The sequence below is a fragment of the Arthrobacter sp. R3-55 genome, from assembly GCF_054161505.1.
Genome location: NZ_CP096423.1, coordinates 4,697,755 through 4,712,001, shown reverse-complemented (window position 1 = coordinate 4,712,001; position 14,247 = coordinate 4,697,755). Strand labels below are relative to the sequence as shown.

Annotated in this window: 14 protein-coding genes and 1 pseudogene; 2 read left to right on the top strand and 13 right to left on the bottom strand. The window is 60.4% G+C overall.

The window, feature by feature from the left end:
• Positions 1-28: 28 nt before the first annotated feature.
• The 4 genes and pseudogenes from M1D51_RS21595 to M1D51_RS21580 all read right to left on the bottom strand — a co-directional run bounded on the left by M1D51_RS21595 (position 29) and on the right by M1D51_RS21580 (position 2,348).
• Positions 29-570, bottom strand: a pseudogene (locus tag M1D51_RS21595) (GNAT family N-acetyltransferase).
• A 455-nt stretch (positions 571-1,025) separates the two neighbouring features.
• Complete coding sequence (locus tag M1D51_RS21590) at positions 1,026-1,205, bottom strand: SDR family oxidoreductase (RefSeq protein WP_458107987.1); 180 nt, start codon at positions 1,203-1,205, stop codon at positions 1,026-1,028.
• 76 nt (positions 1,206-1,281) lie between these two features.
• Entirely contained in the window at positions 1,282-1,644 is a 363-nt protein-coding gene (locus M1D51_RS21585) for a MauE/DoxX family redox-associated membrane protein (protein ID WP_458107986.1), read from the bottom strand.
• A gap of 137 nt (positions 1,645-1,781) precedes the next feature.
• Positions 1,782-2,348, bottom strand: coding sequence for a type 1 glutamine amidotransferase domain-containing protein (locus M1D51_RS21580; protein WP_458107985.1), 567 nt, complete (start codon positions 2,346-2,348; stop codon positions 1,782-1,784).
• Between the two features lie 192 nt (positions 2,349-2,540).
• Between M1D51_RS21580 and M1D51_RS21575 the strand changes: the two genes are divergently transcribed.
• Both M1D51_RS21575 and M1D51_RS21570 read left to right on the top strand, forming a co-directional pair.
• Positions 2,541-3,032, top strand: a complete 492-nt coding sequence (locus M1D51_RS21575) for a DUF2975 domain-containing protein (protein ID WP_458107984.1) — start codon at positions 2,541-2,543, stop codon at positions 3,030-3,032.
• Positions 3,032-3,256: a helix-turn-helix domain-containing protein gene (locus M1D51_RS21570; protein ID WP_172324240.1), complete on the top strand. Its 225-nt coding sequence runs from the start codon at positions 3,032-3,034 to the stop codon at positions 3,254-3,256. Before M1D51_RS21575 ends, M1D51_RS21570 begins: the two co-directional genes overlap by 1 nt.
• A 24-nt stretch (positions 3,257-3,280) precedes the next feature.
• Here the strand turns inward: M1D51_RS21570 and M1D51_RS21565 are convergent, their stop codons facing one another.
• From M1D51_RS21565 to M1D51_RS21525, 9 genes are all read right to left on the bottom strand, one after another.
• Positions 3,281-4,354: a hypothetical protein gene (locus M1D51_RS21565; RefSeq protein ID WP_458107983.1), complete on the bottom strand. Its 1,074-nt coding sequence runs from the start codon at positions 4,352-4,354 to the stop codon at positions 3,281-3,283.
• On the bottom strand, positions 4,351-4,950 hold the full coding sequence (locus M1D51_RS21560) for an ATP-binding cassette domain-containing protein (protein ID WP_309138378.1): 600 nt from the start codon (positions 4,948-4,950) through the stop codon (positions 4,351-4,353). The genes M1D51_RS21565 and M1D51_RS21560 overlap by 4 nt, the downstream gene beginning before the upstream one ends.
• A 1,085-nt stretch (positions 4,951-6,035) precedes the next feature.
• Positions 6,036-6,695, bottom strand: a complete 660-nt coding sequence (locus M1D51_RS21555) for a hypothetical protein (protein WP_458107982.1) — start codon at positions 6,693-6,695, stop codon at positions 6,036-6,038.
• A 519-nt stretch (positions 6,696-7,214) separates the two neighbouring features.
• A complete protein-coding gene (locus tag M1D51_RS21550) occupies positions 7,215-8,288 on the bottom strand; it encodes a Gfo/Idh/MocA family protein (RefSeq protein ID WP_458107981.1) in 1,074 nt (357 codons plus the stop codon).
• A gap of 24 nt (positions 8,289-8,312) precedes the next feature.
• On the bottom strand, positions 8,313-9,332 hold the full coding sequence (locus M1D51_RS21545; RefSeq protein WP_458109632.1) for a LacI family DNA-binding transcriptional regulator: 1,020 nt from the start codon (positions 9,330-9,332) through the stop codon (positions 8,313-8,315).
• 45 nt (positions 9,333-9,377) lie between these two features.
• Positions 9,378-10,835, bottom strand: coding sequence for a GH1 family beta-glucosidase (locus M1D51_RS21540; protein ID WP_458107980.1), 1,458 nt, complete (start codon positions 10,833-10,835; stop codon positions 9,378-9,380).
• Entirely contained in the window at positions 10,835-11,737 is a 903-nt protein-coding gene (locus M1D51_RS21535; RefSeq protein ID WP_458107979.1) for a carbohydrate ABC transporter permease, read from the bottom strand. Before M1D51_RS21535 ends, M1D51_RS21540 begins: the two co-directional genes overlap by 1 nt.
• A complete protein-coding gene (locus tag M1D51_RS21530; protein WP_458107978.1) occupies positions 11,734-12,831 on the bottom strand; it encodes a carbohydrate ABC transporter permease in 1,098 nt (365 codons plus the stop codon). The genes M1D51_RS21535 and M1D51_RS21530 overlap by 4 nt, the downstream gene beginning before the upstream one ends.
• A gap of 63 nt (positions 12,832-12,894) precedes the next feature.
• Complete coding sequence (locus tag M1D51_RS21525; RefSeq protein ID WP_458107977.1) at positions 12,895-14,211, bottom strand: ABC transporter substrate-binding protein; 1,317 nt, start codon at positions 14,209-14,211, stop codon at positions 12,895-12,897.
• Positions 14,212-14,247: the final 36 nt, after the last annotated feature.

The window sequence follows — 14,247 nt, the reverse complement described above, 5'->3', positions numbered from 1 at the left end:
AGCAGGGAGGCCCGCTTAGCGTGATTTCCTAGCGTGTAGGAAGACGCGAGTACATGTACATGTCTTTGCGCTGGCCGCCAATCTCCAGCCAGCTCCGCAATGTCCCTTCACGTACGAACCCGCTGCGCTCGGCTGTTCGCCAGGAGCCCTCATTCCAAGGCTCGACGTAGAGTTCCAATCGATGAATCCCGGGTTGCGCAAGACCCCAGGCGGCGAGGGCACCTAAAGCAGAGGAGGCAGCTCCCTTCCCCGATGACTTGGCGCCACCCAATAGCCAATGCTCGCCCGACCTTGGCTGAGGTTCTTGAGCCACAGCCCGATTTGGCCCACCGCCTGATCAGATGAGGAATCAGCAATAGCGAAGGAGTACCCGGTGCCATCAACTAAGCGTTGGTGCTGTCTTGCAATGAAGGCCAGAGCTGCCTGGTGTGAACCGCTGGCGGGAACTGTCGTGATGGTGGGAATCAGTGGATCGTCCGAGGCTTCCTGGACTACTGGAGCGTCGGCTGTCGTAAACGGTCGGAGCGTGTAAGGCGGCGCGACGATTACAGGCTGCTCCAAGGGATTCATTCTCAGACTCTACGCTGAGCCCCAGCGGCAGTAACTGAAGTCACCGAAACTGTAGTCTCCGACTTTCGAGGAAATGGAACGCACGATCGGATTAGTGACTTGCAGCGCTCCTTGTCATTGCCGGCTTTTGTGCGTTTGCGCTTCTTCCCGCGAAGGCTAGCATCACGGCAGCGGAGCCGATGAGGCAGGCGCCGACGAGTGCGGGTGTCTGGATCGAGATTCCCACGCGTGGTGCTCCACCGGCGGATCCGGCGGTAGTTCCGGCGTTGAGCACGACTACTGCGGCCCCGGAGGCTATGGTTTGGTTTCCGCGGGGTGCGGTCTAGGATTTCTGATTGCATGAGGGTGGTAGCAGGCCTGCGAGCAGGGCTCCGCCAGCGAGGATGACAGCCGCCCTGTGTGGATGTGACGCGTTAGAACGCGGACGCGGTGCGCGTCCAGATAGTGCTCCTGAGTTAGAGGTTGGTGCCGCTGGCGGCGTCGATCTTCTGCCCCGTGATCCAGCGTGCTTCGTCGGAGGCAAGGAAAGCCACGATGCTTGCGATATCGTCGGGCTGGCCCACGCGGCCCAGGGCGCTGCTGGCAGCTACCCCGGCCTGGGCTTCTTCGTTTCCTCTGATCGGGAAGCGTTCCAATTCCAAGGAAATGGGACGAGAAAAATCGAGCCATCCCGGTCTCAATCACCGGACATCAGCCTTGTGCCTGGCCGTTCTATGAGAAGCGGGTGGCTAATCTCTCGAAGTGCTCGATGTTGTCGATCCCCACTGCCCAGCAGAACCAGATAGCGGCAACGGCGAGCAACAGCACGATCGTCCCGCCTACCAACCGGATCGGGTTCCGCGGTCGGGCCAAAAGGGAGAGGCCGGCCGCTGCCGCCGACAACCCCGGAATCAGCATCGATAGGGCCATCACCCACTGCCTCTCCGGGATCCTGTTGCGGTAGTACGAGCCAGGGTGGTCATTGGGGTCGTGGATGAATCCGGACGTGACAGCGACGAAGGTTGACGCCAGCGTCAGGCACAACAATACGAAAGCCCAACCCAGCCATACATTCCCGCCCCAACGCTTCAACATGCCTGCCATCAAACCACGCCGGCTGGGCCAACTAAGCCTCTGGATGCTGACGGGGGGTATACCAAAAGGCAAGTGCCGCCGTCGTACTTCTTGTGAAGGTACGACGGCGGCACTTGCCATATGGGGGTCGGAGACCGCTAGGCGGTCTGGCCGGCGTGCTGGCCTTCCGAGATCTCTTCAACAACCTTGCTGTTGAAGGCGGGAAGATCGTCAGGGTTGCGGCTGGTGACCAGGCCTTGATCCACCACCACTTCCTCGTCGGTCCAGTTGGCGCCCGCGTTCTTCAGGTCGGTCTGGAGCGTGTGATACGAGGTGACATTCCGCCCCTTGATCACTCCGGCTTCAATGAGGATCCACGGACCGTGGCAAATCGAGGCCACCGGCTTGTGCTGCTCAAAGAAGGCGCGCGTGAAGTTTTGTGCGTCCTTGTCGACGCGGAGATGATCGGCGTTCACGACGCCTCCAGGGAGAACCAAGGCGTCGAAATCGGAGGCGTTGGCATCCGCCACTGCAAGGTCGACGTCGAAGATGTCACCCTTGTCCACGCCGTTGAACCCCTGGAGTTTTCCCGTGGAGGGAGCTACGAGAATCGGCTCGCCGCCGGCATCCTTGACTGCCTGCCATGGGCTGGTGAGCTCTACCTGCTCCACGCCGTCCGTCAGCAGGAATGCGACCTTCTTGCCTGCGATGTTGTGTTCTGACATTGTTCCTCCTCCATTGCGCGGCGGGGTGCTTTTTGAGCGTGGGCCGCCACTGTGAGAGTTGTTTGTCTGACCTGTTCAAGCCTAGGGAAGGACCCTTTAGTAAGCAAGCTGAGTAATGCACCAGGGGCGGCTTCGATTGCTTAAGTATCGAGTATCGATAGAATCAGGTTGTTGTTCGATAAAGGAGTTTCCATGGGAAAGCTAACGATCCTCGCATTGCGGATAGTGATCGCAATGGTGCTGGCGGGTTCACTGTTCGTGCAGTTGTGGATGGTTCCCCTGCTCTCAACTGATTTGGTTGAAGCCGGGGCGCCCGACGGACCTCGCATGGCGCTGCTGGTGGTCGTGGTCCTGGGGATCCTCTGTGTGCAGGTGGTTGCTGTCTGTGTGTGGCGGCTGCTGACGATGGTGCGGCGAGGGACTGTCTTTTCCCATGGAGCGTTCCGTTTTGTGGACGTGATTTTTGGTGCCATCGCTGCCGCAGCAGTACTGATGTTCGGCATCGCAGTGATTCTGGCGCCCGGCGATATTGCACCCGGAGTCGTCATGCTGATCTGCGGGGCAGCGCTGATGATCGGGGGAGTGGCCTTGGTTGTCTTGGTCATGCGGACCCTTCTCGCCCAAGCGGTAGCCCGGGACGTCGAAGCCGCCGGCCTGCAGGCTGAGCTGGATGAGGTCATCTAATGGCAATCATCGTGGATATCGACGTCATGCTTGCCAAGCGCAAAATGCCCGTAGGGGTGCTCGCCGAACGCGTGGGAATTACGCCGGCCAACCTGGCTGTGCTCAAGAACGGTCGTGCGAAAGCCGTGCGGTTTACAACGCTGGAAGCGCTGTGCGAGGTACTGGAGTGCCAGCCGGGGGATTTGCTGCGGTGGGAGTCTGATGATCAGAGGGCCATTCCATAGAGTCGTCGCCAGCTGGAAGCAAAGCTAGCTGCGTTCCCTAAAGTAGACAAAAAGCCGCGACTCACGACTATGCGTCGCGATGAAAAGACTTCCAGTGATAGCACCGAGACCGCTAAGCATGCCTATCGTCAGGAATTGGGTGTACAGGGCATCGGCGATCAAAGGTGCCCAAAAATGTGCTCCCAATACAACGCCCGCCGTGGCAACAGCGCCAGCGGCACCGGCCCATATTGTCGTCTCGACCAAAGTGATACGAGCAAGGTCACCACTCGTCACGCCGGCGTGGAGCGATGACGCGTATTCGAGCCGTCGTCGGGCTCCTCCCAGCAGCCCGATGGCGAACCCCAAGCAGGCTGAAATTGCGGCAGCGTATCTCGTGACGCGATTCTGGTACTCGTCGGCTCCCATAAAAACGAGGCCCAAGGTTGGATTCAACGTCGAAACCGATGCAGATGCTTCCCCTTGGGCGGTGCCCTGAGATGTGCGAATGACGGAGTCGAAGCCAGCAGTTGAGGGCCAGACATCGGCCCAGCATTCATCAGAGGGCCCACTTCCCAACGACGGTAACAGCACAGCGTTAGCAAGGCGGCTGTCTCGACCGTCGTCCTCTGGATACGGGAACACAGCCGCCACGGGTAATGGGCCCTGATCCGATTCCAAGATGTCCCCATGTCGAATCTTCCATCGATTCGCTAGAGGTTCGGAAATGAACACACCCGACTCCAAGGCAGTACCTAGGCCGAGAACCTCTTGGAAACCCAAAGTTGTCTCAAAGGCCGGAGTGGATACCCCAGGCAGGCTTAGGATGCGGATCGGTGCAACGGCCTTCATGGCTCCAGCTGACAGTATTCCGCTTGTGCCGGAGAGAGCATCACATTGTTCAGGGTCAATGCCGGCCTCAACTTTGAGGACGCGAATTGATGCGCCAGCCGTGCGATAATCGTGTGCGCGGTTGTCAAGTGCGGATACTGTCCACAGTTCGGCACAAGATACCAGCGAGATGGCCAATATAAGTGCGACGGATAGCCAGCCGCCCTTGGATGTGCCGCTTTGTAGGTTGCGCCAAGCCTCAAGGAGAACAACTGTAGTGCGCATCACGGCGAAGTGCTTCCAATGTCAGGCCTCATGAGATCTACAACTTCCGAACACGCATCCAGCGTGTCCTCGTCATGGCTGGCCACGATAACTACTGCGCCACTTCGAGCGAGGCCACCCAGCACTGAGTTGACCGTGGCAGCCGTTGCTCGATCGAGTTGCGCCGTTGGCTCGTCTACCAGAATCAGGTCAGGACTTCCGGCTACGGCCCGTGCAAGCATCAAACGCTGCGCCTCTCCACCTGAAAGTAGCGAGAAGCGCTTGCCAGCGCTGCTCTGCAGCCCGAATTCAAAAAGGCGTTGAAGAGCCAGCTTCTCGCTGCGGTCGCGGGACAGCCCTATGGCCAGGTAAGGCAGAGTGACGTGATCAAGAGCTGCGCGCTGCGCGACCCCCAGAGGATTTTGAAATACCCACCGAATTGTGGAGATGTTTGACCTTTGGATGTGGCCTTCTTTTGGTACTTCCCACCCAGCGATGATGGACAGCAGCGTTGATTTTCCTGAACCGGAAGGCCCCCTAAGGCCCCACACGGATCCAGCTCTGAATTCTGCATCCACGTTCTGGAAAAGGAAGCTATCTAATCCAAAGCCGTGCCCCACTCCCTGAAGACTGACTCTTGCAGTGCCCCCGTTACAGCTTGTGGACTTGCTCACTGACATTCTCGCGCTCCGATAGCCGAGCCTAAAAGAACCTCTTTTGGTGCAGAATTCCCGAAAGTGACTAGCACGGACCCGGCGCTTGAGCCGGCAATACTGATAGGAAAAGTGGTTCCGTCCGGTGACTCCACGCAAGCTGTGTCACCATGGACAGCAAACACGCCGGAGACGGGGACTCTAGCTACCTCCAGGGGAGAAACCAGTGCAGTCTTAAGGCTTAGTGGCTTTGGCATGGTGCTCGATTGCGAGGCCGCAAAATCAGGGCTCCGAGACACTTCGGCCAGCAGTGCCTCGTCTGTTACAAAACCGTCAGCGGATACCGGCGCCGATAGACTCCCGAAGGAAACGAGTCTCGCCCCTGCGGCCGGAGGTTGGCCGGAAGGAAAGACGACACGCAAGCTGCTGACAGTTCCAACGGTGGTAAGGAACGGAGTGCCAGGGGAATATTGAGATCCGAGTGACGCATTACAGGATTTCACGCGGACCTTTAGGCCGGGTAGCCAGAGAGTCTCTTCAAGATGGAGGACACCGTCACGGTTCTTCAGCGCCTGAGCGGCCTGGATCTTGAAGATGGCGGCACCTAGATCTGCTCCATAAGCGCCCGTCTCTGCTACATCGGAACCCATTGCCTTGAGCTGCGCGCGGAGTGCGTCGACATCCGGTCCCGCGGTCCCTGGGCCTATATCTCTATAGAACGGAACCGCCGAATGGAGACCGAGGGTCGGCCGACTGCTCAGCGAGGCCACTACACGACCTGATTCGATCTCACCGCCAGCTGTGCACACCGTCGAAGTGACAGTGCCCGAGATGCCCAGCTGGGCCTCCAAGGATTGACCTGCCTCAACTTCTGCAGCCACAGTGCGTTCATCTCGAAATTCGGTCATGGTGATGACAGCAGACGTTGCTTCACTCGGGGGACGGAGCGCGGCGGGTGTAGCCAGGGCCGTTGTCCCAAAAACAGCGACCACCGCGGTGGCCGCACCCGAGACCGCAACAAGCGCATACGACAACCAAGGTGAATTCCTCACTCAGGGTGTCGCCTTCACAATGGTCATATTAGCGCCGACGAAACAAGCTTGGGCTTCATCACCGTAAGGGTCGAATGGCACCCGGTCCTTCAGTGCATTTCCTCCGCTTACTTCGGAGCCGATGGCCTTCCTGAGATCGTCGAATGAGAAACTTGCATCAACAAGGCCCTTGGTTTCAAGGCACTTGTGTGCGATTTCATACGGATTCGTCAATAATTCGGGATTACCTTGTTGAATGCCATAGAGCTCGCTGATCACATTTGTTGTGCCCTGGGCGCACCTGGTCACGATTGACATGGCAGACTGAATCGACTCCCCGTCTGACAAGGGTGTGTTCTCGACTCGATACAGGCCGTTGCTAAGCCGAGTCAACGTAATGGGCTTGCCGGAGTCTGCCATGCAATTCCCGAAACGGCTGTAGGCCTCATCATAGTCTGCTTGGTCAATCCTTCCGGAATCCTTGGCTCGCCTCAGGACGTCAGTATCGAATTCTTCCAGATTGGGATCATTGAGTGCGGTGATGACTAAGTCGCTAAAGTTGTTGGCAATGTGTCGTCGCTCGGAACTCCCTTGGTCGCCGCCTGAGCAGGAGGCGACCAAGGGGAGCATGCAAGCGACGAAGAGTACAGACGCGAGGGATCTGGCGTTGATTGACTTCACCACTAGGATTCTTTCGCCTAGGAGATACGGATCTGGTACGCCTCGTGGGTCCAGCTATAGCCGCTAACGTGCCCAACAGAATATGTCCATGATGGCGCCCCGTAATACCAGTAGTTGCCAAGATGGGCGACTGATTGAAGTCGTTGAGCGTAGTTGAAAATTTCCACCTCAGCGTGCGCATCCCACCAATTCGACCAATTGTTTGTTATGCCATCCACTGCTGCAGATGAGGGCAGGGCTGAAGAAAGCGCGATTCCACTTGCTATGGCGACAACGCTGGCGCCGGAAACAATCTTTTTTGCTAGGTTCGCAGACACATTAATTCCCCAATGTTTATCCCAAAGCTTGTGCGCCGGGAGTGAGTCATGCCTATCACATAGTTTGCCCATCCGCCATTTTTCGACACCGGGAGTGCTTTCTAATTCGCGCTATTGCCAGCTCATCCTTTGGGGTTTTCGAAATGAATGTGATTCATATCACGTCCCGATGGCTGCCCGATTAAAGTCTCAGCGGAAATAATCAGTTTGCTTCTGTTGCGGTGGGAGTCTGATGATCGCTCGAATACCGCAGACCCATCTGCCGACGAGCCTCATCCAGCAGTTCCATCATCCCAACCGACTCGCCAGGGGTCATGAACGGGCTCTCGGTCAGTCCGGCCTGCAGGCACCGGGTCACCTCACGCAGCTCGTAGCTGAAACCATGCCCGAGCACCTCAAACTTCTCTGTCCGCAACGTGCCGTTGCGTGGCTGGATGATGAGCTCGGCCGGGTTGAACAGGGGAGCGGAGGAACGCAGCCAACCCTCGGAACCGCCCACGGTCACTACGCTGGGGCACTCCGCGCCGATTGAGGTGATGAGCTGGGCATACGCCCCGCTCGGGTAGCTCAGGGCCAGGGAATTCTGCAGGTCCACGCCCTCGGGAGTCAGGACACCACTGGCAACCATGCTGCCTGGCTCGCCGAAGACTCCATCCGCCCATGTCAGCGGATACACGGCGAGGTCCAGCAACGCCCCACCCCCGGCTGCCGGGTCCCAGATCCGTGCAGCGGGATCGTAGGCAGGCACGAAACCGAGGTCAGCCTGGAGCCAGCGCGGCTCCCCGATCTCCCCTGACCGCAGGATCTGGACGGCGCGGCAGAAGCTGGGCAGGAACCGGGTCCACACGGCTTCCATCAGGAAAAGCCCCTTATCCCGGGCCAGTTCAGCCAACTCCTGCGCCTGCGAGGCATCCATGGCGATCGGCTTCTCGCACAGGACGTGCTTCCCCGCAGTTAGGGCGGCCAGCGCGACGGCGTGATGCTGCGCGTGCGGCGTGGCGACGTAGACGACGTCGACGGCGGGGTCAGCCAGCAACCGCTCGTAGCCCGGCGTCGTTCCCGTATCCGAGTAGGCCGTGGCGAATCCGAACTTCGCCGCAAAGGCCTGGGCAGAGGCCTCGGAGCGCGAACTGACAGCCTGGAGGACGGCGTCTTCAAGGAGCGCAAGGTCTTCCACCACGCGTTGGGCAATGGAGCCGGTGGCCACTACTCCCCAACGGATCGGGCGGCCGGTTGCGACCGAAGGCGCGACGGTGCTGACAGGAGCAGGAAGCATGGACAGGCCTTTCAAGGCATGGGGCTAAACGGAATCGCGGATCACGATCGAGGTAGGCATTCTTGTGACGCGTTCTGCCGGCTTACCTTCGATCAGGTTCACCAGGGTCTCGGCCATCTTCTTGCCGAGTTCAACAATCGGGTGATGGACAGTAGTTAGGGCGGGGGTCACCGAGGTGGCAAAGGAATCGTCATCAAAACCCACGACGGCGATGTCCTCCGGGATGCGAAGACCCCGCCCTTGGATAGCGGTGTAGGCACCGGCGGCCATCTGGTCATTCGCTGCGAAAACGGCGTCAACGGGAACACCGCGGTCCAGCAAACGGTGCATGGCTTTTGCGCCGGAGGCCAGGGTGAAGTCGCCCTCCTCCATCAGGCCATCCCCAAGACCCTCCTCCCGCACGGCGGTTCTCCAACCGGCCAGGCGATCCAAGCCAGGGGGCATGTCCTGCGGGCCAGCTATGGTTGCCACGTTCCTTCGGCCGCTCTGGGTCAATAACTTGGTGACTTCGTAGGCAGCTTGTTCGTTGGCCACGTCCACGTAGTAGCTTTCCTTGCCGCCCACCAAGGGGCGCCCGGCGAACACCATGGGAAGGGACCCCGAGAGGTGCGTCCAGGAGTTATCGCCGCTGTGGTGCGAGACCACCAGGACGCCGTCCACGTTGCCGCCGAGCAGGAAGCTGCGGGTTTTCTCCGGCTTCGACTCGGAGGAGATCACCATGTTCAGCGTGTACTCGGTATCGGTGAGATACAGGGCGATGCCTTGGACCACTGAGGCGAAGAACGGATCCGCGAAGACCTTGGACGTTGACTCCGGAACGATCAAGGTGACCGCATTCGCCCGCCGTTTGGCCAAGGAGCGGGCTGCACGGTTTGGCGTGTAGTCGAGTGCGAGGATGGCCTTCCTCACCGACTGCGCCATTTCAGGGTCAACACTCGGGCTGTCATTGACCACCCGGGACACGGTGGCCCGCGACACCCCGGCCAAGGCAGCCACCATCTCAAGGGTGGGTACCGGCCGGGGGCCGCTGGTGTCCTGCGTCATGGTCATCTCCGGAACGTAAAGAAAAGTATGCCTCTGAAGGCTACTTTAGGCGTTCGCGGTGACAGCGGCTGATGCTTTGGCCGCTGCGATGACCCGGGAGTAGGCCAGTCCGCTGTCCTTGACCGTGCGCTCGAAAGTGTCGTAATCCACGCGGACCACCCCGAATCGTTTGCCGTAGCCCCAGGACCACTCAAAGTTGTCCAGGAGGGACCACACAAAGTAGCCGCGCACGTCGGCGCCTTGGTCGAGTGCTTCCCCCACCGCCGTGACGTGGTCCAGGACGAACTGGGTCCGCTCGGCGTCGTGGACCGCGCCGTCGGGACTGACGACGTCGTCGTACGCGGCGCCGTTCTCAGTGATGTAAAGCGGCGGCAGCGCAGGATACTCCTCGCCCAAGCGCACCAAGAGCTTCCGCAGTCCGTCCGGGTTGACCTCCCAGTTCATGGCCGTACGCGGCAGCCCACGACTCGGGAAGGAAATGTCTTCCGAACCGATCCAGCACGACGACGTCGGACGGGTTGCACCGCCCGAGTGGCCGTCGCCGTGTTCAGCAGTGGGGTGTCCGCTGATGAGGTCATCGTGGTAGTGGTTGACGCCCAGGAAATCGATGGGAGCACCGATGATGTCCAGGTCGCCGGGCTTGATGACATCCCGGATGCCGAACTGCTCAAGGTCATTGAGGGTGTCCTCCGGATAAGCGCCGCGGAGGATCGGATCCAGGAAGATCCGGTTCTGCAGCGAATCAAACCGGCGTGCGGCGTCGAGGTCCACGGGGTCGGAAGGATCCCGCGGAATGGAGTTGCTGAGGTTGAGCGTGATCCCCAGCTGCTGGGCGCCGCGGCCCCGCAGCTCATTGACTACCAGTCCGTGGGCGAGGTGCTGGTGATGGATGGCCGCGACGGCTGCTTCCGGTTCCTGGCGGCCGGGTGCGTGCACGCCCGCCGCATAGCCAAGCAGGGATGAGCAGAATGGTTCGTTGAACGTGGTCCAGTGCTGAACACGGTCACCGAGGGCCGAATAGACATCGTTCGCGTAGTCGACGAAGCGGTAGGCGGTGTCGCGGTTGGCCCAGCCGCCCTTCTCCTCCAGCGCCTGCGGCAGGTCCCAGTGGTAAAGGGTCAACCAAGGGAGGATGCCGGCGTCGAGCAGTTCATCCACCAAACGTGAGTAAAAGTCCAAGCCTTCGGCGTTCGCAGTCCGGCCGCCGGGCCGGACGCGGGACCAGCTGGTGGAGAACCGGTAGGAATCCAGGCCCAGCTCCTTCATGATCCTGACGTCCTGGGGCATGCGGTGGTAGTGCTGCACCGCGTCCTTCAACGTCTCGCCGTTGGCAATGGCGCCAGGAACGCGGGCGAAAGCGTCCCAGACGGAATCTTCCTTGCCGCCTTCATGGCTGGCGCCTTCCACCTGGGCTGCGGCGGTGGCCGAGCCCCAGAGGAAGCCCTCGGGCCACACCCTGTTAAAGGGAGGGGTCGCGGGGTGGTTTGTTGCTTCGAATGGCATTAGCCCTTCACTGCTCCTTGCATGATTCCGGATATGAGTTGACGCCCCGCCAGGACGAAGAGGGCCAGTAGCGGAAGTGTTGCCATGACGGCGCCGGCCAGGACGATCGAGTAGTCCACGTAACGGGCCGACTGCAGTTGGCTGAGCGCCGTCTGCAAAGTGGGGTTGCCGGCGTCGAGCACCAACAGGGGCCAGAGGAAATCGGTCCACGCCGTCATGAACGTGAACAGGCCCAGGATTGCCATGGCCGGACGCGCCGCGGGAAGTGCCACATGCCAGAACGTGGAGATCATGGACGCGCCGTCCATGCGTGCCGATTCGATCAGCTCATCCGGGATCACGTCCACCAAGTACTGCCGCATGAAGAAGACGCCAAACGCTGTCACCAGAGTAGGAATCACGACGGCGCCGATCTCACCCGTCCAGCCCAGCGTGCGCATCAGCATGAACAAGGGGATGATGCCCAGCTGCGTCGGGATGGCCATGGTGGCGATCACTGCCACCATCAGCCAGTTCCGGCCGCGGAAGCGCAGTTTGGCGAACGCGTATCCGGCAAGGGTGGAGAACCCCACCACGGAGATGGTGATGATGCCGGAGATCAGGACGCTGTTGCCGAGTGCCAGCCAGAACGGGACGGTGTCGAAGACTTCGCCCACGTTGGTCCAGAAGTTGCCGCCAGGGAGCAGCGGCGGCCAGGTTTCCCCGAGGGCTTCGTTGGAGCGGCTGCCGATGATTACGGACCACCAGAGGGGGTAGGCCGAGGCCAGGAAGAACGCAATCAGGAGCCCGTAGGTGAGGAAGCCGGGGCGCCGGCCGTTGCCGAAGAGGGCTTTCCGTGTGGTCAGTGATCGGGAGGTTCGCTGCGGTGCCGGTGCTTGTGGCCGGTTTTGCGTGAGGGTCATTTCCCGCTCCTCGGGGTCGAGTCTGGTGCCGCTACCGGTGCGGTTACCGCCTGGGCGGTGAGGCCGGCGTCGTCCGCTTTTGCCTCCGCTGCCGAAGAACGCTGACGACGACGGCGGCTGGCTGCTCCGCGATCGTCGCCGTTGGTGGCGATGCGGCGGGAGATCAGCCAGTTCACGATGCCGAAGAGCAGGATGATCAGGAACAGGAGCCAGGCGATGGTGGAGGCCTTGCCGAAGTTCTGGCGCTGGAAAGCCATCTCCCACAGGTACAGCACGGTGGTCTGGAACTGGCGCGCCGTTCCGCCGGCCGCAACGGGATCGAACAGCCTGGGCTCGGTGAAGATCTGCAGTCCGCCGATGGTGGCGGTGACAATGACGAACACCATGGTGGGGCGGATGCTCGGCAAGGTGATGCTGAAGAAGCGGCGCATGGAGCCGGCGCCGTCGATTGCTGCGGACTCATAGATATCGCGCGGTACTGACTGCATGGCGGCCAGGAGGATCAGCGCGTTGTAGCCGGTCCAGCGCCAGTTCACCATGGTGGCGATGGCGATGTGGCTGGGAAGGGTGTCGTTCTTCCACATGACGGGATCGATGCCGAAGCTGGACAGGATGTTGTTGATCAGCCCGTACTGCTCGCCGAACATGTTGGTGAAAATCATGGCAACAGCCACGGGAGTCACAACGTAGGGGAGCAGGATGCTCATGCGCCAGAACGTCTTTGCACGCAGGTTCTGGTCCAGCACCGCGGCGATGATGGTGGCCATGATCAGCTGCGGGATGGTGGAGATCAGGAAGATGCTGACAGTGTTGAACAGGGAGTTCCAGAAGAAACGGTCCTGAAGTACTTCCGCGAAGTTTTGGAATCCAACGAATTCTCCCTGGCCTTTGAGCAGGTGCCAGTCGAAGAGGGAGACGAAGAACGTGTAGCCCAAGGGAAAGAGACCCACCAGGGCGAACAGGATGAAAAACGGGGCGATGTAAAGGTACGGGGACGCCTTCATATCGAAGACGTTCAGGCGTTGGCGAAAGGTCGGTTTCGGTTTGGTGGCGGCCGTTCTGCCGGCGGCCGGGCGATTCAAGGTGGTGGTCATGGTCGGGTCTCAGACTCTGTGAGGGGGCCTCCGGTTTCCCGGAGGCCCCACGGCCGGGTGCTGCTAGTTGTTGACCACGAGGTCGTTGAGGAGCTTGACGGCTTCATTCCAGGCTTCATCGGCGGTGCCCTTGCCCGAGTCGAGCATCTTGAGGGCGGGGCCGAAGACATTTTCCTGGATCACAGAGTCATCCGGACCCTTGAACTGGGCGATGACACCCTCGGCGCGGGATTCAAAGATGGCGCCATAGGGAGCATTGTTGAACAGTTCGTTCGGCTTTGCTGCTTCAACGATCTTTGCCTGTGCTTCCAGCGTGCTGGGGAAGTTGTTCGCTGCAGCAGACTGCTTGATCTGCTGCTCGGGTGCGGTCAGCCATGCTGCCAGCTTGGCTGCTTCAGCCGGGTGCTTGGAGGTCTTGGGAACCGAGAGGAAGGCTCCGCCCCAGTTGGAGGCACCGCCGGGGAAGACGTCGGCTACGTCCCAACCGCTGGCTGCTCCGCCGCCAGCCGACTCGAGCTGGCCCTTGATAGTGCCGAGCATCCAGGCCGGGCAAACGTGGGTTGCGAAGGAACCGTCAACAAATGCCTTGCCGTTACCCCAGTCGAACTGGGTCTGGTTGGAGGACAGGCCATCGGCAGTGCCGGCAGCGAGCATGTCGAACTTTGCCCGCATTTCCTTGTTGCCCTCAACATTCAGCTTGCCGTCCTTGGTGTAGTAACCCTCATCCATCTGGTTGACCATGGAGTTCCACACGAAGCCGGACTGGTCATACCAGGCCTTGCCGGTTGCCTCTTTGTACTGGCGGCCCAGCTTGAAGTACGTATCCCAGCTTGCGTCCTTACCGCCGAAAAGCTCAGCGACTTTCTCGCGGTCGCTAGGCAGGCCGGCTGCTTCGAAGAGCTTGCCGTTGAAGCACAATGCCTGCGGCCCGATGTCCGTGCCGTAACCGATCACGCGGCCGTTGGGATCGGTGCCCTGCTTGAACTTCCAGTCCACCCAGTTGCCCTTGATGTCCTCGGCGCCGTGCTCCTTGAGGTCCACGAACTGGTCCGAGACCTCCATGATGGAGCCGAGCCAGCCTTCCTCGATGGCCGTGACGTCGCTGAGGCCCGAGCCTGCCGCCAGTTTGGTGAACGCATCGGTGCGGGCGTTGGAACCACGGTCAATGTTGGTGGCCTCGATGGTGACGCCGGGGTTCTGCTTCTCGTATTCGGCATACAGGTCGTCGTATCCGAAAGTGCCGAAGGTGGTGACGGTCAGCGTGACGGGATTGTCTGCGCTCGCCGCCTTATCGCCTCCGCCGCTGCAGCCTGCGGCCACGAGGGCCAGTGAGGCTACGCCCGCCAGGGCAGTGAATTTCCTTAGTCGCGAAAACTCCACGATCACTCCTTTGTGTGTTCGAGCGACCGTACGCCT